This is a genomic window from Oceanicaulis sp., assembly GCF_051859625.1.
GTDB lineage: Bacteria > Pseudomonadota > Alphaproteobacteria > Caulobacterales > Maricaulaceae > Oceanicaulis.
The window spans coordinates 175,981-197,977 of the sequence record NZ_JBHYFH010000003.1 but is presented as its reverse complement, the minus strand read 5'-3'; the positions used below and the strand labels follow the sequence as shown (position 1 = coordinate 197,977).

The window sequence follows — 21,997 nt, the reverse complement described above, 5'->3', positions numbered from 1 at the left end:
AAAGGGCGGCTCTGCGCCGCCCTCAAGGATCAGTATGCGCGTTCCACAACAAACTCGGGCAGGGCGGCCAGCGCCTCTGTCCACTCGTTGCGGGGCGCGATGTTGAGCGCATTGACCGCGTTCGCCGCGTGGGCGCGGGCGGCTTCGAGCGTGGCGTCGAGCGCGCCATGCTTTGTCAGGATGGCGAGGGCCTCGTCGAAATCAGCGTCTGACTGGTCGCCATCGCTGATCACGCGTTTCCAGAAGGCGCGTTCGGTGTCGTCCGCCGCTTCCAGAGCCAGCGCGACGGGCAGGGTGATCTTGCCTTCGCGGAAATCATCGCCGGTGTTCTTGCCCAGCTCAGCGGCCATGCCGCCATAGTCAAGCGCGTCATCGACCAGCTGGAAGGCGAGGCCCAGTTCGCGGCCATAGGTCTCAAGCCCGTCCTCGACGGCCTTGTCCGAGCCGTTCAGAATCGGCGCCACCTGGGCGGCGGCAGAGAACAGCGCGGCGGTCTTGGCGTCGATGATGCTCATATATTCAGCGCGGCTGATGTCGATATTGCGCACGGCGGCCAGCTGGCGCACCTCGCCCTCGGCGATCACCGAGGCGGCGCGGCTGAGCACATGAAGCGCGTCCATGGAGCCCGCATCGACCATCATCATGAAAGAGCGCGCGAACAGGAAATCGCCGACCAGCACGGAATGGGCGTTGCCCCAGACGGCGTTGGCGGGCGCCTTGCCGCGGCGCAGCTCGCTTTCATCCACCACGTCGTCATGCAGCAGGGTCGCGGAGTGGATGTATTCCACCGCCGCGGCCAATGACACGTGGCCCGCGCCTTCATAGCCCAGCATGCGCGCGGCGGTGACGGTGATCAGCGGCCGGATGCGTTTGCCCCCCGCGGCGACCAGATAGTCGGCGGTTTGCGGTATGGAATGAGTGGCGCTGGCCATACGTTCTTCGATCACGGCCTCAACAGCGGCCATGTCATCGCTGGCGAGCGTCGCCAGCCGGATCACCGGATTGACCGGTTCAGCCGGAATATCTGCCTGAGGGAGTCCGTTCACCCCGAGCCCCTTGATGTTCTCGTTCAGCGCGCCGCACAATAGGTGGCGCCCCATGACGCGGCAAGCACGTGACGCTGTGCGAACGCATTGGATGGTTCATTATGCCTCAACACCATATAGGGCGGAGACCTAAATGATCGAAGTGCTTGCGACAAACGATCCCGTGAAACTGAGTTTCGCCCAGGCGATTCTCAAGGAGGCGGGGATCGAGGCGGTGACGCTGGACGAGCAGACCTCCTCGACCTTTGGCGGGGCGCTGCCCTGGATCAAGCGCCGGATTCTGGTCCGTGAGCAGGACGCGGATCGCGCCAAGGCCTTGCTGCTTGATGCGCTCAAGGACGATGCGGAACAGTGACCCGTGCGCCGGACGCCTTTCTGGGCGGCAAGATCAGATTGCACCAGCTTGAAGACGGCTATCGCGCCGGCATGGACGCGGCGGTGCTGGCGGCGGCGCTGGGGCTGAAGCCGGGCCAGCGCGCGCTCGAGTTCGGCTGCGGCGCAGGTGCGGCGCTGCTGAGCGCGGCGGCGCTGTATCCAGACGCGCATCTGACCGGGATCGAGCGTGATCCTGAAGCGGCCGCCCTGGCGCAGAGCAATATCGTTCTGAACGGGTGTGAAGACCGGGTCTCGGTGACCGAGGGTGATGCGCTGGGATTCAAGGCCGCGCGCGAGCTGGATGCGGTGTTTTTCAACCCGCCCTTCTTTGACGACCCGACGGCCTTGCGCGCGCCCAAGAGCGGCAAAACGCCCGCCTGGATGTCGGACGCCGGGCTTGAGGCGTGGATGGAGGCGGGGCTCAAACGGCTCAAATCAGGCGGGGTGCTGACGGTGATCCAGCGCGCCGACCGGCTTGATGATCTGCTTCTCGCGCTGAAAGGGCGGGCGGGCGCGGTGGTCATTCTGCCTGTTCAGGCGCGCGCCGCAGAGCCCGCCAAGCGCGTATTGGTGCAGGCGATCAAGACCGGCAAGGGGCCGCTTCAACTCCTGCCGCCCCTGACCTTGCACGAAACCGGCGGATCGGGCTTCACCCCGGAGGCCGATGCGATCTTCCGCGGCGAGCGCCGGCTTGCCTTGCGCCGCTAAAGCCCCCAACTGTTCTCTATCTGGTTGGAGAGACAAAGAATGTCAGCAAAAGACACCCTGAGTGCGGCCTGGACGAAGGCGCAAAAGACCGTCCGTCAGCTTCTGGGACAGGACACGCCGCTGGTGCCGGTGATCCGCCTGGAAGGCATGATCATGTCAGGCGGGCGCAATGCGAACGCGTTGAACCTGCAGCGCGTAGAAAAACAGATCGAGCGCGCTTTCTCGATCAAGGATGCGCCCGCCGTCGCCTTGCTGATCAATTCGCCCGGCGGCAGCCCGGTGCAGTCGCGCCTGATCCATGAACGCATCCGCGCGCTGGCGGAGGAGAAAGAGAAAACCGTTCTCGCCTTTTGCGAAGATGTGGCGGCGTCGGGCGGGTATTTCCTGGCCGTGGCGGGCGATGAAATCTTCGTTGATCCCGCCACGATCATCGGCTCGATCGGGGTGATCAACGCCAGCTTTGGCTTCACTGAAGCCATGGACAAGCTGGGCGTTGAGCGCCGGGTGAAGACCGCCGGCAAGAGCAAGCTGATCGCAGACCCGTTCTCACCTGAAACCGATCAGCAGAAAAAGCGCATGGAGCGGCTTCTGAATTCGGTGCACCTCCAGTTCATCGACCTCGTCAAAGCGCGCCGCGGCGACACGCTCAAACCCCAAAAGGGCGAAGAACTATTTGACGGCTCTGTCTTCACCGGAACCGAAGCGATCGAAAACGGCATCGCTGACGAGATCGGCGATCTGCGCACCGTGCTGAAAGCGCGCTTTGGTAAGGACACCCGCACAAAGGTTTTCTCTCCCGCCAGCCAGAACCCGCTCAGCCGCCTGTTCGGGATCGCCCTCGACGGCGTGGAGCTGCGCGCCGCCTGGGCGCGCTTCGGGCTCTAGCCATGCTGGAGCTGACGCTTTTATTGGCGGCGGGCGCGGTGGTGGCCTTCATCTTCCTCACCAAGCCCGCCAAGGCCCGCCGCGACAAGACCGCGGACGCCGCGGCGGAAGTGGTCCGGCGCAAGCTCGAACGCGACGGGCGGGAGTAGGGCGCCCACGTCATTCCTCTCCCCTCCCTGAGGGGAGAGGTCAGGTGAGGGGTGGGCGGCGTTTCAGTCTTCAAACGCCAGAGCCATTGAACCGCACCCCCTCACCCGGCCTCTCCCCCTTGGTGAAGGGGGAGAGGGGAGGCGTTGCGGCGTCTCATCGCGAACCGCCCCTCTTGCTTGATCGGGGGCGCTGGCGGGCCTAGTGTCGCGCGCGATTTCAAGTCTGGGGGCTTGCGCCCCTGTCCCATACCTTTTGACGACCGGACCCGCCGCGCGATGACCGCTTCCAAAGCCCCCAGTTTTCAGGACCTGATCCTGACCCTTCAACGTTATTGGGCGGATCAGGGCTGCGCCATTCTGCAGCCCTATGACACCGAAGTGGGCGCGGGCACGCTGCACCCGGCGACGACGCTGCGCTCGCTGGGCGCAAAGCCCTGGCGGGCGGCCTATGTGCAGCCCTCGCGCCGTCCGGCGGATGGCCGCTATGGCGAGAACCCCAACCGTTTGCAGCACTATTACCAGTTCCAGGTGCTCTTGAAGCCGAGCCCGGCCAATCTGCAGGAATTGTATCTGGGCTCGCTCGACGCCATCGGCATCGACCGCAAGCTGCATGATGTGCGCTTTGTGGAAGATGACTGGGAGAACCCCACCGTGGGCGCCTGGGGGCTGGGCTGGGAAGTCTGGTGCGACGGCATGGAAGTGAGCCAGTTCACTTACTTCCAGCAGGTCGGCGGCATGGATGTGGAGCTGGTGTCGGGCGAGCTGACCTATGGCCTCGAACGCCTCGCCATGTATGTGCAGGGCGTGGAGAATGTCTACGACCTCGATTTCAACGGCGCCGGCATGAGCTATGGCGACGTGTTCCTGGAGAACGAGCGCCAGCAATCAGCGTTTAATTTCGAGCATGCCGATGTGGACATGCTGATCAAATGGTTCGCCGACGCCGAAACCCAGTGTCAGGCCCTGCTGGCGCTGGAGACCCCGCTGCCGCTGCCCGCCTATGACTGGTGCCTGAAAGCGTCCCATTTGTTTAACCTGGTGGATGCGCGCGGCGCGATTTCGGTGGCCGAGCGCGCCAGCTGGATTGCGCGGGTGCGCGAACTGGCCAAGGGCTGCGCCAGCGCCTGGGTGAAACTTGAAAAAGCTCGTGAGGAGGCCGCGGCATGACCGTGCATCTGTATTACAACCCGCAATCGCGGGCGGTGATGACGCTGTGGCTGCTGGAAGAGCTGGGCGTGTCCTACGATCTGAAAATGGTCGATTACGAGGACGGCTCCATGCGGTCTGAGGCCTTTATGGCGCTCAACCCGATGGGCAAGATCCCGGTGATCGTCGATGGCGAGACCGTGGTCACCGAAACCGTCGCCATCGCGCTCTATCTGGCCGACAAGTACAAGGACAACGCCGATCTGGCGCCGGGGATTGATGATCCGCGCCGCGGCGAATACCTGCGCTGGATCGTCTTCCAGGCGGCCTCCATCGAGCCGGCGATGCTGCAGGCGGGCATGAAGTTTGAAACCAATCAGCGCTCGGCCGGCTGGGGGAATGTCCAGCTGGTGGCGAAGGTGCTCGAAGACCGCCTGTCGCTGGCGAACCCGTATCTGTTCGGCGACTGGTTCACCGCGGCGGATCTGATTGTGGGCGGGGCGCTGAACTGGGCGATCCAGTTCGGCATGTTCCCCAAAACCCCGGCCATTAGCGCCTACGCCCAGCGGATCACCGAACGGCCCGCTTTCCAGCGCGCGTTCGCCACCCAAAATTCGTGATGCAAGAGGCCCGGAGCATGCATTTCCCACGCGAAGGCGGATGTCAGTGCGGCGCTGTGCGCTATGCCGTCACGCGAGAGCCAGCCAGCCTTTATTGCTGTCATTGCACCAATTGCCAGGCGCAAAGCGGAGCGGCGTTCGCCATGTCCATGCTTGTGGCGCGCGACGGTTTTGATTTCGTGCAAGGCGAGCCGCAGGCCTATCATTTCGTCGCGGACAGCGGGAACCGCAAGATTGGCTGGTTCTGCCCCGATTGCGGGGTGCGGCTGATGCACGACACCGAAGGCCGGGACACGATTACAGTCCGCGCCGGCACGCTGGACGGGGCGCAAGAGCTGCAACCTGTCGGTCATATCTGGACCCGCAGTGCGCAAGCCTGGATGCAGTTTGACCAGGACCAACTTGTCTATGCGCAAGCGCCAGATGACGGTTATGCCGCGCTCAAGTCCAGCTGGACGCGCCAACAATCTCAAATACCAGGGTAACCATGGCCCAGTTTCTGTTTGAAATCTTCTGCGAGGAAATCCCCGCGCGCATGCAAGAGCGCGCTGAAGGTGACCTCAAACGCCTGATGTCTGAGCGCCTGAAAGAGGCGGGCCTGAACTGGGACAGCCTTGACGCCTTTTCCGGCCCGCGCCGTCTGGGGCTGGTGATCGAAGGCTTGCCGCACAAGACCGCCGACGTGCGCGAAGAGCGCAAGGGGCCGCGCACCGACGCGCCGGAAAAAGCGCTGGAAGGCTTCATGCGCGGCGCCGGGATCGACAGCCTGGATCAGTGCAAGATCGAAGAGGGCAAGAAGGGCAGCTTCTATATCGCCGTCATCGAGAAGCCGGGGCGCGAAACCGCCCAAGTGATCGCTGAAGCCGTGCCGGAGATCATCAAGAGCTTCCCCTGGCCCAAATCCATGAAGTTCGGCGAGGGCGACCGCGCCCAACGCTGGGTGCGCCCGCTGCGCTCGCTGATCTGTCTTCTGGACGGTCAGGTGATCGACACGGAAGTGTTTGGCATCACATCGGGCAAGACCACCGATGGCCACCGCGTGCACGGCTCTGGCCCGTTCGAGGTGTCTGACTTCGCCGATTACGAGGCCAAGCTGCGCGCCAATGGCGTGATCCTGCGCCGGGATGAGCGCAAGCAGCTGGTGCTCGACGGCGCCCGCCGCGTCTGTGAAGACGCGGGGCTGGAGCTGATCGAGGATCAGGGCTTGCTGGAAGAGGTGACGGGGCTCGTCGAACACCCCGCGCCGATCCTCGGCGACATGGATCCGGACTTCCTCGATCTGCCGCCCGAGGTGATCGCGCTGACCATGAAGACGCACCAGAAATACTTCGCGGTGCGTGATCCCAAGTCCGGCAAGCTCACCTCCAAATTCGTGGTTCTGGCCAATCAGGATGCGCCCGATGGTGGTAAAGCCATCGCGGCGGGCAATGCCCGCGTGCTGTCCGCGCGCCTCTCAGACGCTCGCCATTTCTGGGATCTCGACCGCAAGACCGGGCTCGAGGCGATGGCCAAAGAGCTTTCCAAGGTCACCTTCCACGAAAAGCTCGGGACGGTGGCCGGTCGCGTGATTGGTCTGGAGCAACTGAGCCGCACTGTCGCCGAAGCCTTGGGCTATGATAAGGCGATTGCTGATCTTGCAGGTGAAGCTGCACGTTTGTCTAAAGCCGATCTGGTCAGCCAGATGGTTTATGAATTCCCAGAGCTTCAAGGAGCGATGGGACGCTATTACGCGCAAGAGAAGTGGGGCGCTCAGGTCGCGGACGCCATCAAGGACCATTACAAGCCACAAGGCCCTTCCGACGATGTGCCGACCTCTCCTGTGAGTGTCGCTGTCTCATTTTCTGAGAAGTTGCTGACGCTTTGCGCCTTCTGGGCAATCCGTGAGAAGCCGACCGGTTCGAAAGACCCGTTTGCGTTGCGTCGTGCGGCGCTTGGCATTATTCGGATTCTCCTGGAGAATGATGCCCGCCTGTCCTTGAAGGCGCTTATCGGCAAAGCGGATCAAGCCGTCATCGCCTCTACGGAAGGTCGCGGCGTCACGGGTGATGCAGCAACTGATTATGCCGACGACCTCCTCTCCTTCTTCGCCGACCGTCTGAAAGTCCACCTCAAGGATGAAGGCGTGAAATACGACGTCATCGACGCCGTGTTCGCGCTGGGTGATGACGACCTTGTCCGCGTCACCAAGAAAGCCCGCGCGCTGCAGGCCTTCATGAATTCAGACGATGGTCAGGCGCTGCTGCAGGGCTATCGCCGGGCGGCGAACATCCTGGCGGCGGAAGAGAAGAAGGGCTTTGATCTGGCCTCGGCCCGCGCCGAAGCCGTTTCCGGCTCTGACGTGGACACCGACGCCGCCCTGATGATCGCCATCGCCAAAACCGCGGAGGCCGCCGAAGAGCGCGCGCTGATCGCGGCCATCGAGGGCGCGGACGAAGTGGCCTCGGTCGCTCTGTCCAAGGAAGACTTTGAAGGCGCCATGTCGGCGCTGTCGCAGCTGCGCGAACCGGTCGACGCCTTCTTCGAGGCGGTTGTCGTGAATGACAAAGACGATATGGTGCGTCGCAATAGATTGTTGCTGTTGTCGCGGATTCGCGCGGCGGCCGATCAAGTGGCGGATTTCTCACGGTTGGAAGGGTAGGCGCGGGGGCGTCTGCTCTTTTCTCCGTTTTGACGATCAGGAAGGTGAGCCCCATGACTAAATGGGTCTATGCATTCGGCGGCGGTTCTGCAGACGGCGACCGCGAGGATCGCAATCTTCTGGGCGGCAAGGGCGCGAACCTGGCGGAAATGGCCAAGCTCGGCCTGCCGGTGCCTCCGGGCTTTACGCTCACGACGGCGGTCTGCACCGCGTTCTATGAGAACGATCGCAGCTATCCGTCCGATCTCAATGACCAGGTGGAAGACGCGCTGGCGGCGCTGGAAGCCAAGGTCGGCAAATCCTTTGGCGATCCGTCCAACCCGCTTCTGGTGTCTGTGCGCTCAGGCGCCCGCGCCTCCATGCCGGGCATGATGGATACGGTCCTGAATCTGGGGCTCAATGACGAGACGGCCGAGGGCCTCGCCAAGCTTTCGGGCGATCGCCGTTTTGCGCTCGACAGCTATCGCCGCTTCATCACCATGTATTCCGACGTGGTCCTGGGCGTGCCGCACTCCACGTTTGAAGAAATCCTCGAGACCTTCAAGGAAGAGCGCGACTATTCGCTGGACACCGAGATTTCCGCTGAAGAGTGGGAAGAGGTGATCGTCCAGTACAAGGCCGCGGTGAAGCGCGCGCTGGACTTCCCGTTCCCGACCGATCCGCGCGACCAGCTGTGGGGTGCGATCGGGGCGGTGTTCGGCTCGTGGATGAATGATCGCGCCAACACCTATCGCCGCATGTACGACATCCCCTCCAGCTGGGGCACCGCGGTCAATATCCAGGCCATGGTGTTCGGCAATATGGGCGATACGTCCGCCACCGGCGTGGCGTTCACCCGTGACCCGTCGACGGGCGAAAAGGGCTATTACGGCGAATTTCTGATCAATGCGCAGGGCGAGGACGTGGTGGCGGGCATCCGCACGCCGCAATGCCTGACCGAGGCCATGCGCATCAAGATGAACGATCATCTGCCGTCCATGGAAACGGCCATGCCGGACGTGTTCGCCCAGCTGACCGAGGTGTTCGACAATCTCGAAAACCATTACCGCGACATGCAGGACATCGAGTTCACCGTCGAGCAGGGTCGGCTTTGGATGCTGCAGACCCGCAACGGCAAGCGCACCACCAAGGCCGCGCTGAAAATCGCCGTGGACATGGTGGCCGAAAAGCTGATCACCGAGGACGAGGCCGTGCTGCGCGTCGACCCGACCCAGCTTGATCAGCTGCTGCACCCCACCATCGACGAGAGTTATACCCGCGACGTGCTGGCCAAGGGCCTGCCCGCGAGCCCGGGCGCGGCTTCGGGCGCTGTGGTGTTTGACGCCGACGAAGCGGAAACCCGCGCCGCCCAGGGCGAGAAAGTCATCCTGGTGCGCGTTGAGACCAGCCCCGAAGACATTCACGGCATGCATGCGGCGCAAGCCATCGTCACGGCGCGCGGCGGCATGACCAGCCACGCAGCTGTCGTGGCGCGCGGCATGGGTCGGCCTTGCGTATCGGGCGCGGGCGAGATCCGCATCGATTCCGAAGCCCTGACCTTCACCACCCGCGGCCGGGTCATCAAGGATGGCGACATCATCACTGTGGACGGCGCCACCGGCGAAGTTCTGATGGGCGAAGCCCCGATGATCAAACCGGAAATGACCGGCGATTTCGCGGCTTTGATGGAGTGGGCGGACAAGGCGCGCCGCATGAAGGTGCGCACCAACGCCGAAACTCCCGCCGACGTTCAGACCGCCAAGGAGTTCGGCGCCGAAGGCATCGGCCTGTGCCGCACCGAGCACATGTTCTTTGACGCCGATCGGATCGCCGCCGTGCGCGAGATGATCCTGGCCGAAGACCAGATGGGCCGCGTCGCCGCGCTGGCGAAAATCCTGCCCATGCAACGCGATGACTTCGCGGAAATCTTCCGCATCATGGAAGACCGCCCGTGCACGATCCGCCTTCTGGATCCGCCGCTGCATGAATTCCTGCCGCACACCGAAGAGGATGTGCACGCCGTCGCCGAGGCCACCGGCCTGCCGGTGGAAGGGCTGTGGCAGCGCGCCAAGGATTTGTCTGAATCCAACCCCATGCTGGGCCATCGCGGCTGCCGTCTGGGCATCACCTTCCCAGAGATCTACGAGATGCAGGCGCGCGCGATTTTTGAAGCGCAGGCGCTGGTGGAAAAAGAGACCGGCGTCAAACCGGTCGCCGAGGTGATGATCCCGCTCGTCGCCACCGCGAAAGAGCTCGAAATCCTGAAAGTGCGGGTGGAAGCGGTCGCCGATGATGTGGATCGCGAAACCGGCGTGAAGCCGAAATACCTGATCGGCACCATGATCGAGCTGCCGCGCGCCGCCTTGCGCGCCGGTGATATCGCCCGGCACGCCGAGTTCTTCTCGTTTGGCACCAATGATCTCACCCAGACCACGTTCGGCCTGTCTCGCGACGACGCCGGCAAGTTCCTGGGCGATTATCTGGAAGCGGGCATTTTCGAGAAAGACCCGTTCGTCTCGCTGGATCAGGACGGGGTGGGCGATCTGGTCAAGATCGCCGTCGAGCGCGGCCGCGCCGCCCGTCCCGGTTTGAAACTGGGGATTTGCGGCGAGCATGGCGGCGATCCCGCTTCGATCCATTTCTGCGAATCAGCCGGGCTCGATTACGTGTCCTGCTCGCCCTATCGCGTCCCCATCGCGCGTCTGGCGGCGGCGCAGGCGGCGCTGAAAGCCTAGGCCTGAGCCGACGCTTAAGTCATTGCAGAACAACGCTGGACCCGCCCCGTCTCTTGTTGGGGCGGGTGCTTGCCTTATTTCAGTCATGGCGGATCTGTATTGACCCCGGCTTCGACCAGGCTCACCACTATTCGCGTGTGGGCGACCAAGTCCGATGCTATGGTCTTGTTCTTGCGGGTGACGAGACGCCTGATTGATGGCGACGGCCCTGGAGTTTGACAGTTTGACGGTTTCGACACTTCTGCTTCGCGCGAAAAGCGCTCTGGCCGGGATCGGCGTGATTGCGGCCTTCGCCGTGATCGCGGCTGGTGTCAGCCTGGCGCCCGAGCGCGCCCAGCAGCAGGATGAAGCGGGCGATTTGCGCGAACTGGCGCTTGAATTCCTCGAATTTGAGCAATCGCGTTCGCCGCAACTGGAGGACGCCCCGTTCAGCTTTGCGTCGTTTGAAATTGATTCCGACGAAGAACAGGGCGCCGTGCTGGTTCAGCGTGCGATTGAACGCGTCAGCGCATTTGACCTCAATGATCTGGACGCCGCCCGCAACGCCGCGCGTGAGCGCCGCTGCCTGGCCGAGGCGATCTATTACGAAGCGCGCAGTGAAACTCTGGCCGGCCAGATGGCCGTCGCCGAAGTGGTGATCAATCGCAGCCTGCACCGCGCTTACCCCAACACGATCTGCGGCGTCGTCTATCAAGGCGCTGAGCGCCGGACCGGCTGCCAGTTCACCTTTACCTGCGACGGCTCGATGATCTCCGCGCCCTATGGCCGGGGCTGGGATCGCGCCCAGAATGTCGCCGATCACGCGCTGATGGGCTTCGCCCGTCCGGTCACCAACCGCGCCACGCACTATCACACCACCGCTGTGGACCCGCACTGGAATGATTCCCTGGTGCGCACGCGCCGGATCGGCTCGCACATCTTCTACCGTTTCCCCAACCGGTCAGAGCGCCGTTTGCTGGCGGAACGCGAAGCCTGACCCCGGCAAATTCTGAACCAGAAAGGCCGCCCAAGGGCGGCCTTTTTTATATGTGTGACTTGACCCTGGATCAGGTTGTCGGCGGAGCGTCTATCCGGAAACCCTTGATGGGTTTGAGCACCGGCTCCAGCACCAGATAGGGCACGCCGATCATCGCCATCAGCGTCCAGAACCCCACAAACAACAGCGCGCCCCAGGCGAACAGACCGCTATCCTGAGCCATGTCGAGAATGCCGACGCAGATCAATATGCCAACGCCGACCCCGACGCCGCCCAGGACCAGAGTCAGCATGGATTTGGTGATCGCTTTGCGCCACATGGCCGGGGTCATTTTCTGACAACCCGGACATTTCACCGGATCGTTGGAAAAATCGCGCACCATTTCGTTACGCATTTTCTCGCGAAGCTTCATCTCCGCTTCATAGGAGTTTTCAGAAGATTCCGCCTTTATTTCGGCGTTGAAGCGATAGCGGGTATCGCACATCGAGCAGGTCTGCTCGCGCGTGAGCATGTTCTTGGCTGCCCAAGTCGCCATGGTGTCCTCCTTTGACGAACATCGACCTGCACTCAAAATGTCGGGTCTGGATTTATAGTTTGTCAGCTAGAGATCTAAGTCCAGTTGGAAATGACGGGTGCGGGTTTTCGCTGCGCGCTTAATCGATCCTCCGGGCTGGCTTCCTCACGGAGCACATTCTAAGATTGCTGTTGATACGCACCGAAGGGGGCTCGGGGTCTGTGATTCATCTGGATGCGCTGGCGCCCATCGAGCAGTTTCTCGCCGCCATCGGTTTGCCGGTCACACGCGCCCCGCTTCCCTCAGACAGCTTCCTGCCCGGCGTGGCGGTGCGTCAGGGCGCGCTTGTGGTTGATCCCGGTCAGCTGGGCTCTCCCGGCGATATCCTGCATGAAGCGGGGCATCTGGCGGTGACGCCAGCCCGTCTGCGTGGCCATCTGGACGGCGATATCGACGCCTGCGCCGCGGCGCTGATCTCAGATCCCGATCTCAAGGTTTCCGAGACAGAAGCCAGCATCATCCGCCGCACGGAAGCCTTGGCCATCGCCTGGTCCTATGCCGCGGCGCTTGAAGCGGGCGTGTCGCCGGAGTGCGTGTTCTGGGAACAAGGCTATGGCGGCCAGCATGGCGGCTCGCCGCAGCTGGTCATGATGCAGGTGGCGCAAGGCCTGTTTCCAGGCGTTCTGGGATTGGCGCAGTCGGGTTTCTGCGCCGCGCCGCCGCCCTTTGGCGATCCGGCTGATCCGGCGCCGTTTCCAAAGATGCGGCGCTGGCTCGCGCTCTAACCCTCGTCCAGCCCCAGATCGAAATTGGGGGCGGAATGGGTAAGGGCGCCGACGCTGATCACATCCACGCCCGTGTCGGCGATGGCGTGAACCGTGTCGAGAGTGACGCCGCCCGAGGCTTCCAGAATGGCGCGGCCATCGGTGAGCAGCACCGCGGCGCGCAGATCTTCCAGGCTGAAATTGTCCAGCAGCACGCTTTCGGCGCCCGCTGACAGCGCGCCTTCGAGCTGATCGAGCCGATCCACTTCGACCGCGACGCGGGTCATGTGCCCGGCGAAGGCGCGGGCGCGTTTGACCGCTTCCTCCACGCCGCCGCACACGGCCACATGATTGTCCTTGATCAGGATCGCGTCATCCAGCCCATAGCGATGATAGGCGCCACCGCCCGCGCGGACCGCCTGCAGCTCGACCGCGCGCAGGCCCGGCGTGGTCTTGCGGGTATGGGCGATCACCGCGCCGGTCTCGGCGATGGCGGCGACATATTGGCGGGTCAGGCTGGCGATCCCGCTCATCCGGCCCAGGAAATTCAGCGCCGGGCGTTCTGCAGTGAGGATGCCAAGCGCCGGGCCGTCCACGATGGCGACCACATCGCCGGGCTCCAGCGCGTCGCCATCATGCTTGCGCCAGGTGACGGAAATCTCGGGGTCCACCAGATCAAAACAGGCGTCGGCGGGCTGCTGGCCGGCCAGCACGCCATGAGCGCGGCTCTTGATGACGAAATTGGCGTTCTTGTCCGCCGGAATGGTCGCGAGCGAGGTGACGTCGCCGCGCCCGCCCAGATCTTCATCGAGCGCGCGGGTCACAAGCGCGTGGATCAAATGGCGCGGCAGGCGAGGGATCATGGCTCAGGCGGCTCCGGCTTGGCGGGGTGTCAGGCTTGCATTGGATATATCATCCAAGCGCAGGCGCGTCGGTCGGGCGATTGCGTCTCGTGCGGGAAAGTCCGTGCGGCAATGCCCGCCGCGGCTTTCTTCGCGCTGCAGCGCTCCGACGGCAAGCAACCGGGCTGATATGAGCGCTGACGCAGGTCCGTGATCAGCCTGCAGCGCGTCAATCAGGCTGAGAAGCTGGCTCAGCCCTGCGCCGTCGCGGATCACGCCCGCTTGGGCGCTGATGGCGGCGCGCAGGCTTTGCAAGGCGTCGTCGGGCAGGGCTGGCGGCGCTTCGGCGTCACCGGCCTTCAGAACCCGCGCGGGTGCGCGCTTGATGGCTGTCGCTGTGCGGTGGCCGAAGACCAGCCCGTCCAGAAGCGAGTTGGACGCCAGACGGTTCGCGCCGTGAACGCCGGTGCAGGCGCATTCGCCCACCGCCCACAGGCCGGGCACGCCCGTAGAACCGTCCAGATCGGTTTCGATCCCGCCCATATGATAGTGCGCAGCGGGGGCGACCGGGATCAGGTCTGTGCGTGGATCAATGCCGCCGCTCATGCACGCCTTGAAGACGGCCGGGAAATGATCGGGGAAGGCGGCGCCGATTGCGTCGCGGGCGTCAAGAAACGCGCCCTTGCCTGACAGGTTCTGGGCGTGAACGGCGCGGGCGACCACGTCGCGCGGCGCCAGCTCGGCCAGCTCATGCACCTCCGGCATGAAGCGATGGCCGGATCGGTCGACCAGACTGGCGCCTTCCCCGCGCAGGGCTTCGGTGGCGAGCGGGGCGGGGTCGCGGCCAATATCAATCGCGGTGGGGTGGAACTGCACGAACTCCGGATCGCGGATCACTGCGCCGAGCTCGGCCGCCATCACCATGGCCTGGCCCTGGCTGGTCCAGGGCGTGGTGGTGACCGCATAAAGCCCGCCGATTGAACCGGTGGCGAGGACGGTGTGCGCCGCCTCGATTCGATTCAGATTCCCGTCAGCATCGCGGGCGAGCACGCCGGCGCAGCCGTCCTTGAGGTCGGGCAGCAGGGCTTCAGCGCGCCAGCCATCCTTGATCTCGATATGGTCTGCGGCGCGCACGGCCTCGATCAGGGTTTTGAGGATGCCCGCGCCCGCCTGATCGCCCTTCATCCGGGCGACGCGCGCCACGCTGTGCGCGGCTTCGCGCGACAGCGCCCAGCCGCCGTCAGTCGTGCGTTCAAACCCGGCGCCCAGATCATACAGCGCGCGCACTTCGCTGGCGCCCGCGCTCGCCAGCACCATGGCGGCGGTTTCATCCACGAGGCCCGCGCCCGCCATCACAGTGTCGCGGGCATGCAGCGCCGCGCTGTCGTCAGGCCCGAGCGCCGCCGCCACCCCGCCCTGCGCCCAGCCGGTCGAAGAGCCGCGCCCGAGCGGCGCGCCGGTCAGCAGCACCACAGGATGGGGCGCAGCCTTCAAGGCCGTCCACAACCCGGCGATCCCGGCGCCGACAATGAGGATGGGGTGGGTCAAAGCATCACCACAGAAGAAAACGCCCGCCGAAGCGGGCGCTGAGCAGGATCAGATCGCCACATAGGGCACGGCGACCGCGGCTTTGCCGGTGTCAAAGCTCGGCGGATTGTCGGCCTTGGGCAGGTCCAGCATGGCTTGCAGGCTGGCTTTGGCTTTCTCCGCGATCAGCGGGTCGACCTCGACCTCATGCTTCATGTCGCGCAGGGCTTCATAGATGTTTTTCAGGCTGATGCGCTTCATGTGCGGGCACAGATTGCACGGCTTGATGAACTGAACGCCGGGGTTCTCGACGGCGACATTGTCGCTCATCGAGCATTCGGTGATCAGGATCGCCTTTTTCGGCGATTTCTCTTTCACATAATTGGCCATCGCCCCGGTGGAGCCGGCGAAATCGGCGGCGGCCATCACTTCCGGGGGGCATTCGGGGTGGGTGATGATCACCGCGTCCGGGTGCGCGTCGCGCAGATCCTGAATGTCCTCGGGCGTGAACTGCTCGTGCACTTCGCACTCGCCCTGCCAGGTCAGGATCTTGATGCCGGTCTGGGCGGCGACGTTTTTCGCCAGATACTGGTCGGGGATCATGATGACCGTATCGGTGTTCCATTGTTTGGCGACCGCCTCGACCACCTGAACCGCGTTCGAGCTGGTGCAGCAGATGTCTGAATAGGCTTTCACTTCAGCCGATGTGTTCACATAGGTGACGATCGGATAGTCGGGATAGGCCGCCTTGATCGCCTGCACGTCCGCGCCGGTGATGGAGCTGGCGAGCGAGCAGCCCGCCTCCATATCGGGGATCAGCACGGTCTTGTTGGGCGACAGGATCTTGGCGGTCTCGGCCATGAAATGGACGCCGGCCTGCAAGATCACGTCTTCTTCCGCTTCGGCGGCGACCTGGGCGAGTTTCAGGGAGTCGCCGGTGATGTCGCCGACGCAGTTGAAGATTTCCGGCGTCATATAGTTGTGCGCCAGGATGGTCGCGCCGCGCAGCACTTTAAGCTGATTGATCGCGTCGATCAGCGGCGCGAAGGCCGGCCATTCCATCGGGGTGACCACGTCTTTCACGCGGGCGTACAGATGATCGGTGCGCGCCTTGACGGCGTCGTCATAGACCAGCGCGCTCGCCTCGGGCCAAATGCGCTCGGATGCGTCAGTCCCGGTCTCGGTCCAGCTCATTCCGTCCATGGTCATCTCCCTTGAGCCCCGATTATGTGCAGACTTATGCTCGATATGAGCATTTCCGGGGCCTTAAACGACGGCGATCACGGTGAGTGTCGCCGACCTTTTGCTCTCTATGAGCCTAAGTAGGGTCTTATATACGCCGATGAAAGGGGGGAGCAAGTTGAAACTTCTCTGGCGGGGCCGCTGATCACCGTATGGTGAACGGGGGCTTGCCAGTAAAACGCCTTATGGCTCCGGCGTCAGATGCTGATCGAGGAGCTGGTAGAGCGCCGTCGGCTCCCAGTTCTTGATCCGATAGCCTGCCTCATCGGTGCGTGAGGGCGCCCAGGCGGGCGCGTCCGGCGCGAGCTCGTAATCCATCTCGTCCCAGGCGTCCTCGCGATAGGAATAGAACGCCCAGCTCAGCTCATGGCCTTCCAGACAGCTCACAATGTCAGACAGGTAGGCCTCGGCGCCTTCAACGCGGCGAGACACGCCGAACTCAGCTACGATCAGCTGTTCGCGCGGGATCTGGTGCGCGTCGATCCACTCAAGTGCAGGATTCATCAGGGCGCACAGGCGACCCTCTTCCCAGCGCTCCGCATCGCCCTCCCAGTTCATCGGCATGGCGTCGGGATAGGAGAAGCGGCCCCGATTGGCGCGGTGCGTGCCGTAGAGCCAGGACGGGTAGAGATGCACCGAATACAGCACACGGTCGTCTTCCACTGGCGCCATCGCAGGCAGCGCTGCGGGCGCGGCGTACAGGTCCGGCTCCAGATGGATGGGCGTGGTTTCGTCCACGCTGCGGATGGCGCTGATCATGCGGGCGTTGAAGGCGTCCAGATCCGCCGCACTGCCCTGATGGGCGGCGACAAAAGCGACAAAATTCTCGCCTGGTTCATCAATCCCGGCGAGGGCGGGCGCCGGCTGGGGTTCGTTGAGCGGGTTATAGCCCACAAGCGCCGGATGGCCGTTCAGCGCTGTTGCAAGATCAGTCCAGGCCTGAGCCGCCTGATCCAGACAGCCTTCGTCGCGCCACAGCGCGGCGGCCGTGTCAGGATCGTCGCCCTGACGCCCATACATGCAGGGCATGTCCATCAGGGTCAGCACAACCTTGATCCCATGGGCCTCAGCGGCATCCAACATGGCGATCATATGCGCGGTCAGGGCGGGGTTCAGCCCCTCATAGGGCGTTGAGAGATCGCCAAACAGGCCCAGGCCTGCCTCATCGCGCCATTTGCTGGGCGTCAGGCGGATAAAGTCGAGCCCGGCGTTCGCGGCGTCCGCGATGCGCTGCTCGGTCTCGACCTCATTGAAGAAATTCGCGCCGCGACGCTGTTCGCTCCAGAACGCCATGGCGTCAGAAGCTTGTGATTGGGCGAGGGCGGTTGCCGGGCTGGTCAGGCTGAGGCAGAGGGCGGTGAACAATCCGGCTTTCATGGTCAGCTTTCCTTGGCGCGGGGGATGGAGAGGCCGAGCGCGGCGCCGGCGGTCATGTTTTCACGGGCGAAGCGATACAGCTCGGCGGGGCGACCGCCGGTCTGGCTTTCCACCCGGCCTGTGCCCGCGACAAACCCCGCGCGGTCGAGCGCGCGACGGAAATTCTGTTTGTGCAACGGGAAGCCCGAGACGGATTCCACCACCCGCTGCAGGTCGGACAGGGTGAAGCTGTCGCCCATCAGTTCAAACACGACGGGGCGGTATTTGATCTTGCCGCGCAGGCGCGAGAGCGCCGTGGCGAGGATGCGGCGATGGTCAGACGCCATGGCGACGCCCATGCCGTCAGGCGCGGTGTTCGCCTCGCCGCGATCGCGCCCGGCCTCGGCGACCAGCCCGGCTTCATACAAAAGCTCATAGCGATCGAGCGCTCGTTCCTCGTTCCACAAGGCGCCATCAAGACCGAAGGTGACCCGCACCCGGTCAAAGCGCGCGGCGCGTCGGCCCGGCGCGGCGGCTTCGTCGCACCAGGAGCGCAAGGCGGGCTCGATCACTTTCGTCAAGATGGTGGGGCGGCCCGTGCGATGGTCTTCCCAGGGGAAAAACCGCGTCCAGCTGTCCCAATGCGCATCGGTGTTGTTCAGCGGTCGGGCGTCCGGCGTCAGGCCCAGATAGCCCACCGACAACACGCGCGCGTCCTGAGCCCCGGCCAAGGCCGCCAGCGGCGCCTCGCGGCCGCGATCCCCGAACGTATAGAGCTGCTCCACATAGCCGAGCTCGAACCCGGTCTGGCCGCGCACCCATTCGCGCAGACCGATCTCGAAGGTGCGGTGGGCGCTGGGGTCAAACGGGCCGAAAGGCAGAGCAGGCTCGCCGCCTTCCAGGCTTTCGGTGACCAGCACTTTCAGCTCGCCTTCCGAGGCGGCGAAAATCACCGCGTTCAGGCCCACGACCAGCGGCTGGATCACGGTGTTGAGGTCCGGTTTCATCGCCCCAGCTCCTGCTCGGTCGCGGCGTGCAGCGCGGCGAAGCGGTCAAGAAACAGGGTCTGGGCCTGTTTGACCGGCAGGGGATCGATCTCGACTTTGGAGCCGGCGGGCGGACGGCCAAACAGCTTGCGGCCTTCTTCCACAGAGAAGCCTGCGATCTGGACGGCTTCGTGATAGGCGCAGATCCGGTCCGCGCGCTTGATCGTGGTCTTGATGGCGGGGGGCAATTCGGGGGGCAGGCCGTAACGCATATGGATCGCCCCTTCCAGCCGGGCTTCAAACGCCTTGTAGTCATACCCCAAAGCGGCCTTGAAGGGCGAGATCATATCGCCAATCACATATTCCGCCGCATCATGCAGCAAAGCGGCGAGGCGCCATTTCGCTGGCCAGCCCGGCTCCAGCACGCCGCACAAATGCTCCACGACGACAGAATGCTCAGCCACGGAAAACGCGTGATCGCCCATGGTCTGACCGTTCCAGCGCGCCACGCGCGCCAGGCCCTGGGCGATGTCGTCGATCTCGACGTCAAAGGGCGAGGGGTCAAGCAGGTCCAGCCGACGCCCTGACAACATGCGTTGCCAGGCCCTGACGGGCTTGTCGGCTGCGGCTTTGCCGCTCGAGTGTCCTGACCGCGCCACTTTGTCCCGCTCCATACCGCTTGCAACTGGTTTCCGTCCTAGCGTGAAACAGCGTAAGTTCAAGCGAAGCTGCTGAACTCTGGCGGCGTCATGACGATGTGGGAGGATTTTATGAAGCCCGAACGTATTCTGGTGGCCCTTCAAGGCTCTGACAGCGACGCAACTTCGCTGAAGGCCGCTTGCGAGCTTGCGCCTCTGTTCGACGCCGACATTCGCGGCCTCTTCGTCGAGCCAGATCCCGCCGCTTACATGCTGTGGACCGGGCCGGGCGCTGCGGGCGCGTCTGTGGTGTCCTCCGCCATCGACACCGTGCGCGAGGAGGCCGCCAAGGCTTCTGTGGAGGCGCAGCGCCAGTTTGATGAGGCGATCATCGCCCACGACCTGAAGGACGCCAGCTTCAAGCGCATCATCGACAGCCCGTCAGAAGCGGCTGAACAGGCGCGTCTGGTGCGTTTGCTGGTGACCTGTCCGCGCGCGGCCGCGGGAAAGGGCACGCTGGCGGACTTCACCGCCGCGTGCCTGGTTGAGGAAGGTTGCCCGATCTATGTGCCGCGGGGCGGGGCGATCCCGCCCAAATCCATCTGCATCGCCTGGGACGGCTCCAAGGAAGCGGCGCGGGCTGCGTTCGCGGCGGCGCCTCTGTTTCAGGAAGGGATGGAAGTGACCATCCTGCATAGCGCGCGGAATCTCGATTATCATGACCGCGCCGCATCCGCGCCCAATCGTCTGTCACACTGGCTCACGGCGCGCGGCGTTGAAGCTGAATCGCGTGAGATTGACGGCAAGAGCGGTCTGGGCGACGGCTTGCTGGAGGCGGCGGCCAAAGCCGACTTGCTGGTGGCGGGCGCTTATGGGCATTCGCGGATCGCACAATTCATGTTTGGCGGCGTCACCCGGCAATTGCTGACGGCGGAGGACGGTCCGTCCCTGCTGATGGCGCACTGATCTTCTGAGAAAAAGACGAAACTGGAGACTTTGATGGCTTTAACCCGTCTGACCCTGCGGCTGAGCCGCAACCCGGATGCCGGATTTCCCGAAGGTGATGATTCACAAGGGTATGTGATCACCGCCCCGCTGGATAAGGATGGCAAGCTCGACGCCGATCTGTGGCGCGATCACAAGAAGGCCTGCACGGTGATCCGCTTTTCTCCCGATGATGCGGAGAAAGCGGATGGCTGGCTGACCCATCGCGGCTCGAACTGGTTCTTCCATTATGATGAAGAGCAGGAAGGCCCCGATGAGCCCGTCTACAAGCTGGGCGATCACACGCTGCGGCTGGGCGACTACGTCACCATCCACGAAGCGGATGGCGACGATCTGGTCCACAAGATCACTGAAGCGACGCAGGTCAACGGCTAGCTCGTTCTCCACCTGCTGAGATCAAACCCCGGCGCTGCAGACGCCGGGGTTTTTTTATGGAGCGTGCGGCGCTGAGGCTTTCTGCTCGAAATTGGGGCAAGAGCGCTCAGAAATTAAGCGCGCATAATCTGCTGCACCGCAAAAACAGGCTGAGACGCTGACAGCGGCGCACACTCCGGCGCAGGCTTTGTCCGTGCAATCGGGCGAAGAGGAGCGCGAGTATGGACCAGGTTGAGTTCTCAGGCGGCGATGTGGCGTGGATTCTCACCGCGTGCGCGCTGGTGCTGATGATGACCCTGCCGGGGCTCGCGCTGTTTTATGGCGGCATGGTGCGCCGTCAGAACGTGCTGTCCACGCTGATGCAGTCTTTGGGCGCGGCGATGGTGGTCTCTCTGGTCTGGGTGATCGCGGGCTATTCGTTCGCGTTTTCCGGTGACGGCGCCCTGTTTGGCGGCTTCGGCAAGGTCTTCCTGAACGGGCTTTCGCTTGAGAGCGAAGCGGCGGGTCTGCCTGAAGCGGTGTTTATCCTGTTCCAGATGACGTTTGCGATCATCACCGTGGCGATCATCGCCGGCGGCGCGGCCGAGCGTCTCAGCTTCAAGGCCTGGATGGTGTTCGCGCCGATCTGGCTGCTGGTGGTCTATGCGCCGATCGCACATTGGGTCTGGGGCGAAGGATTTTTGTATGACGCAGGCGTGCTGGATTTCGCGGGAGGGGCCGTGGTCCACATCAACGCCGGTGTAGCGGGTCTGGTGCTGGCGCTTAAGCTGGGCCCGCGGCGCGGCTGGCCCAAAGAGGGTCAGCCGCCCCATAACCTGGTGCTGACGGTGATCGGCGCGGGCCTTCTGTGGGTCGGCTGGTTCGGCTTCAATGGCGGCTCGGCGCTGGGGGCGAATGCGCTCGCCGCCCACGCCGCTCTGGTGACGCAGATCGCCGCCGCCGCCGCTGCGCTGACCTGGGCGATCCTGGAATGGATCATTCGCGGCAAGCCGTCGGTTCTGGGCGCAGCCTCGGGCGCGATCGCCGGACTTGTCGGGATCACGCCGGCGGCCGGTTTTGTCGAACCCTATGCGGCTTTCCTGATCGGGATACTGACGACCTTGGTGACCTATTGGGCCGTCACAAGCCTCAAGCGGATCGGCAAGTATGACGACAGCCTGGACGCCTTTGGCCTGCATGGCGTGGGCGGCCTGGCGGGCGCGATCCTGACGGGCGTCTTCGCCAGCTCCGCGATCGGGGGCACGCCGGGCGCGGTGGAAGGCAATGTGATGCTGGTCTTCACCCAGACCTGGGGCGCGCTGGCCGCAGCCGCCTGGTGCGGCGTCGCCACCTTCGCCATCCTGTGGCTGATGGAACGGGTGATGAAGCTGCGCGTCGAGGAAGAAGACGAGGTCACCGGCCTTGATGTGGCGCTGCATGGGGAGAGCGCCTGACACGAATTTCAGTCTGCAGCCGCGTCAGCGCCGGCAGACTGATCCGACTATCCTCCCT

Annotated in this window: 22 protein-coding genes; 14 read left to right on the top strand and 8 right to left on the bottom strand. The window is 63.9% G+C overall.

Translation table 11 applies throughout. The annotated features are described in order from the left end of the window. Positions 1-29: 29 nt before the first annotated feature. The gene (locus tag ACTIGF_RS14145) at positions 30-965 is read right to left on the bottom strand and encodes a polyprenyl synthetase family protein (protein ID WP_439637727.1); all 936 of its coding nucleotides are present in this window, start codon (positions 963-965) and stop codon (positions 30-32) included. Between the two features lie 214 nt (positions 966-1,179). Between ACTIGF_RS14145 and ACTIGF_RS14140 the strand changes: the two genes are divergently transcribed. From ACTIGF_RS14140 to ACTIGF_RS14095, 10 genes are all read left to right on the top strand, one after another. After that, positions 1,180-1,401, top strand: coding sequence for a putative signal transducing protein (locus ACTIGF_RS14140; RefSeq protein WP_439637486.1), 222 nt, complete (start codon positions 1,180-1,182; stop codon positions 1,399-1,401). After that, positions 1,398-2,129 carry a tRNA1(Val) (adenine(37)-N6)-methyltransferase gene (locus ACTIGF_RS14135; RefSeq protein WP_439637485.1) on the top strand — a complete coding sequence of 244 codons (732 nt, stop codon included), beginning with the start codon at positions 1,398-1,400 and terminating at the stop codon, positions 2,127-2,129. Before ACTIGF_RS14140 ends, ACTIGF_RS14135 begins: the two co-directional genes overlap by 4 nt. Positions 2,130-2,168: 39 nt before the next feature. Then, entirely contained in the window at positions 2,169-3,014 is an 846-nt protein-coding gene (locus ACTIGF_RS14130) for a S49 family peptidase (protein WP_439637484.1), read from the top strand. Positions 3,015-3,016: 2 nt separating this feature from the next. After that, positions 3,017-3,163: a hypothetical protein gene (locus ACTIGF_RS14125; RefSeq protein ID WP_439637483.1), complete on the top strand. Its 147-nt coding sequence runs from the start codon at positions 3,017-3,019 to the stop codon at positions 3,161-3,163. Between the two features lie 276 nt (positions 3,164-3,439). Beyond that, positions 3,440-4,330, top strand: a complete 891-nt coding sequence (locus tag ACTIGF_RS14120; protein ID WP_439637482.1) for a glycine--tRNA ligase subunit alpha — start codon at positions 3,440-3,442, stop codon at positions 4,328-4,330. Beyond that, positions 4,327-4,929, top strand: a complete 603-nt coding sequence (locus tag ACTIGF_RS14115; RefSeq protein WP_439637481.1) for a glutathione S-transferase family protein — start codon at positions 4,327-4,329, stop codon at positions 4,927-4,929. The genes ACTIGF_RS14120 and ACTIGF_RS14115 overlap by 4 nt, the downstream gene beginning before the upstream one ends. Positions 4,930-4,946: 17 nt before the next feature. Next, positions 4,947-5,414, top strand: a complete 468-nt coding sequence (locus ACTIGF_RS14110) for a GFA family protein (RefSeq protein WP_439637480.1) — start codon at positions 4,947-4,949, stop codon at positions 5,412-5,414. A 2-nt stretch (positions 5,415-5,416) separates the two neighbouring features. Then, positions 5,417-7,567, top strand: coding sequence for a glycine--tRNA ligase subunit beta (glyS, locus tag ACTIGF_RS14105; protein WP_439637479.1), 2,151 nt, complete (start codon positions 5,417-5,419; stop codon positions 7,565-7,567). A gap of 53 nt (positions 7,568-7,620) precedes the next feature. Further along, positions 7,621-10,281 (top strand): pyruvate, phosphate dikinase, encoded by a 2,661-nt coding sequence (ppdK, locus tag ACTIGF_RS14100; protein ID WP_439637478.1) that lies wholly within the window; start codon positions 7,621-7,623, stop codon positions 10,279-10,281. A 196-nt stretch (positions 10,282-10,477) separates the two neighbouring features. After that, positions 10,478-11,257, top strand: a complete 780-nt coding sequence (locus ACTIGF_RS14095; RefSeq protein WP_439637477.1) for a cell wall hydrolase — start codon at positions 10,478-10,480, stop codon at positions 11,255-11,257. A 70-nt stretch (positions 11,258-11,327) separates the two neighbouring features. Here ACTIGF_RS14095 and ACTIGF_RS14090 read toward each other — a convergent pair whose 3' ends face one another. After that, positions 11,328-11,792 carry a hypothetical protein gene (locus tag ACTIGF_RS14090; protein WP_439637476.1) on the bottom strand — a complete coding sequence of 155 codons (465 nt, stop codon included), beginning with the start codon at positions 11,790-11,792 and terminating at the stop codon, positions 11,328-11,330. 200 nt (positions 11,793-11,992) lie between these two features. On the opposite strand from ACTIGF_RS14090, the gene ACTIGF_RS14085 reads away from it, so the two are divergent. Next, positions 11,993-12,556: a hypothetical protein gene (locus ACTIGF_RS14085; RefSeq protein ID WP_439637475.1), complete on the top strand. Its 564-nt coding sequence runs from the start codon at positions 11,993-11,995 to the stop codon at positions 12,554-12,556. Here ACTIGF_RS14085 and nadC read toward each other — a convergent pair. From nadC to ACTIGF_RS14055, 6 genes are all read right to left on the bottom strand, one after another. Next, positions 12,553-13,398, bottom strand: a complete 846-nt coding sequence (nadC, locus tag ACTIGF_RS14080) for a carboxylating nicotinate-nucleotide diphosphorylase (protein WP_439637474.1) — start codon at positions 13,396-13,398, stop codon at positions 12,553-12,555. The genes ACTIGF_RS14085 and nadC overlap by 4 nt on opposite strands. Positions 13,399-13,401: 3 nt before the next feature. Then, positions 13,402-14,925, bottom strand: coding sequence for an L-aspartate oxidase (locus tag ACTIGF_RS14075; protein WP_439637473.1), 1,524 nt, complete (start codon positions 14,923-14,925; stop codon positions 13,402-13,404). A gap of 48 nt (positions 14,926-14,973) precedes the next feature. Then, positions 14,974-16,107, bottom strand: coding sequence for a quinolinate synthase NadA (nadA, locus tag ACTIGF_RS14070; RefSeq protein ID WP_439637472.1), 1,134 nt, complete (start codon positions 16,105-16,107; stop codon positions 14,974-14,976). A gap of 222 nt (positions 16,108-16,329) precedes the next feature. After that, a complete protein-coding gene (locus ACTIGF_RS14065; protein ID WP_439637471.1) occupies positions 16,330-17,523 on the bottom strand; it encodes a glycoside hydrolase family 5 protein in 1,194 nt (397 codons plus the stop codon). A gap of 2 nt (positions 17,524-17,525) precedes the next feature. Then, positions 17,526-18,509 carry an NUDIX hydrolase gene (locus ACTIGF_RS14060; RefSeq protein ID WP_439637470.1) on the bottom strand — a complete coding sequence of 328 codons (984 nt, stop codon included), beginning with the start codon at positions 18,507-18,509 and terminating at the stop codon, positions 17,526-17,528. Next, a complete protein-coding gene (locus ACTIGF_RS14055) occupies positions 18,506-19,081 on the bottom strand; it encodes a YfbR-like 5'-deoxynucleotidase (protein ID WP_439637469.1) in 576 nt (191 codons plus the stop codon). Before ACTIGF_RS14055 ends, ACTIGF_RS14060 begins: the two co-directional genes overlap by 4 nt. Positions 19,082-19,258: 177 nt before the next feature. Here ACTIGF_RS14055 and ACTIGF_RS14050 point away from each other — a divergent pair, with 177 nt between their 5' ends. From ACTIGF_RS14050 to ACTIGF_RS14040, 3 genes are all read left to right on the top strand, one after another. After that, positions 19,259-20,092, top strand: a complete 834-nt coding sequence (locus ACTIGF_RS14050; protein WP_439637468.1) for a universal stress protein — start codon at positions 19,259-19,261, stop codon at positions 20,090-20,092. 33 nt (positions 20,093-20,125) lie between these two features. Then, positions 20,126-20,506: a hypothetical protein gene (locus ACTIGF_RS14045; protein ID WP_439637467.1), complete on the top strand. Its 381-nt coding sequence runs from the start codon at positions 20,126-20,128 to the stop codon at positions 20,504-20,506. A gap of 221 nt (positions 20,507-20,727) precedes the next feature. Then, positions 20,728-21,939 (top strand): ammonium transporter, encoded by a 1,212-nt coding sequence (locus ACTIGF_RS14040; RefSeq protein WP_439637466.1) that lies wholly within the window; start codon positions 20,728-20,730, stop codon positions 21,937-21,939. Positions 21,940-21,997: the final 58 nt, after the last annotated feature.

Excerpts from the sequence above, each read along its gene's own strand:
- ACTIGF_RS14145 (WP_439637727.1), bottom strand. The coding sequence starts at position 965 with ATGGCCGCTGTTGAGGCCGTGATCGAAGAACGTATGGCCAGCGCCACT.
- ACTIGF_RS14140 (WP_439637486.1), top strand. The coding sequence starts at position 1,180 with ATGATCGAAGTGCTTGCGACAAACGATCCCGTGAAACTGAGTTTCGCC.
- ACTIGF_RS14130 (WP_439637484.1), top strand. The coding sequence starts at position 2,169 with ATGTCAGCAAAAGACACCCTGAGTGCGGCCTGGACGAAGGCGCAAAAG.
- ACTIGF_RS14125 (WP_439637483.1), top strand. The coding sequence starts at position 3,017 with ATGCTGGAGCTGACGCTTTTATTGGCGGCGGGCGCGGTGGTGGCCTTC.
- ACTIGF_RS14120 (WP_439637482.1), top strand. The coding sequence starts at position 3,440 with ATGACCGCTTCCAAAGCCCCCAGTTTTCAGGACCTGATCCTGACCCTT.
- ACTIGF_RS14115 (WP_439637481.1), top strand. The coding sequence starts at position 4,327 with ATGACCGTGCATCTGTATTACAACCCGCAATCGCGGGCGGTGATGACG.
- ACTIGF_RS14110 (WP_439637480.1), top strand. The coding sequence starts at position 4,947 with ATGCATTTCCCACGCGAAGGCGGATGTCAGTGCGGCGCTGTGCGCTAT.
- glyS (WP_439637479.1), top strand. The coding sequence starts at position 5,417 with ATGGCCCAGTTTCTGTTTGAAATCTTCTGCGAGGAAATCCCCGCGCGC.
- ppdK (WP_439637478.1), top strand. The coding sequence starts at position 7,621 with ATGACTAAATGGGTCTATGCATTCGGCGGCGGTTCTGCAGACGGCGAC.
- ACTIGF_RS14095 (WP_439637477.1), top strand. The coding sequence starts at position 10,478 with ATGGCGACGGCCCTGGAGTTTGACAGTTTGACGGTTTCGACACTTCTG.
- ACTIGF_RS14090 (WP_439637476.1), bottom strand. The coding sequence starts at position 11,792 with ATGGCGACTTGGGCAGCCAAGAACATGCTCACGCGCGAGCAGACCTGC.
- nadC (WP_439637474.1), bottom strand. The coding sequence starts at position 13,398 with ATGATCCCTCGCCTGCCGCGCCATTTGATCCACGCGCTTGTGACCCGC.
- nadA (WP_439637472.1), bottom strand. The coding sequence starts at position 16,107 with ATGGACGGAATGAGCTGGACCGAGACCGGGACTGACGCATCCGAGCGC.
- ACTIGF_RS14065 (WP_439637471.1), bottom strand. The coding sequence starts at position 17,523 with ATGAAAGCCGGATTGTTCACCGCCCTCTGCCTCAGCCTGACCAGCCCG.
- ACTIGF_RS14060 (WP_439637470.1), bottom strand. The coding sequence starts at position 18,509 with ATGAAACCGGACCTCAACACCGTGATCCAGCCGCTGGTCGTGGGCCTG.
- ACTIGF_RS14055 (WP_439637469.1), bottom strand. The coding sequence starts at position 19,081 with ATGTTGTCAGGGCGTCGGCTGGACCTGCTTGACCCCTCGCCCTTTGAC.
- ACTIGF_RS14050 (WP_439637468.1), top strand. The coding sequence starts at position 19,259 with ATGAAGCCCGAACGTATTCTGGTGGCCCTTCAAGGCTCTGACAGCGAC.
- ACTIGF_RS14045 (WP_439637467.1), top strand. The coding sequence starts at position 20,126 with ATGGCTTTAACCCGTCTGACCCTGCGGCTGAGCCGCAACCCGGATGCC.
- ACTIGF_RS14040 (WP_439637466.1), top strand. The coding sequence starts at position 20,728 with ATGGACCAGGTTGAGTTCTCAGGCGGCGATGTGGCGTGGATTCTCACC.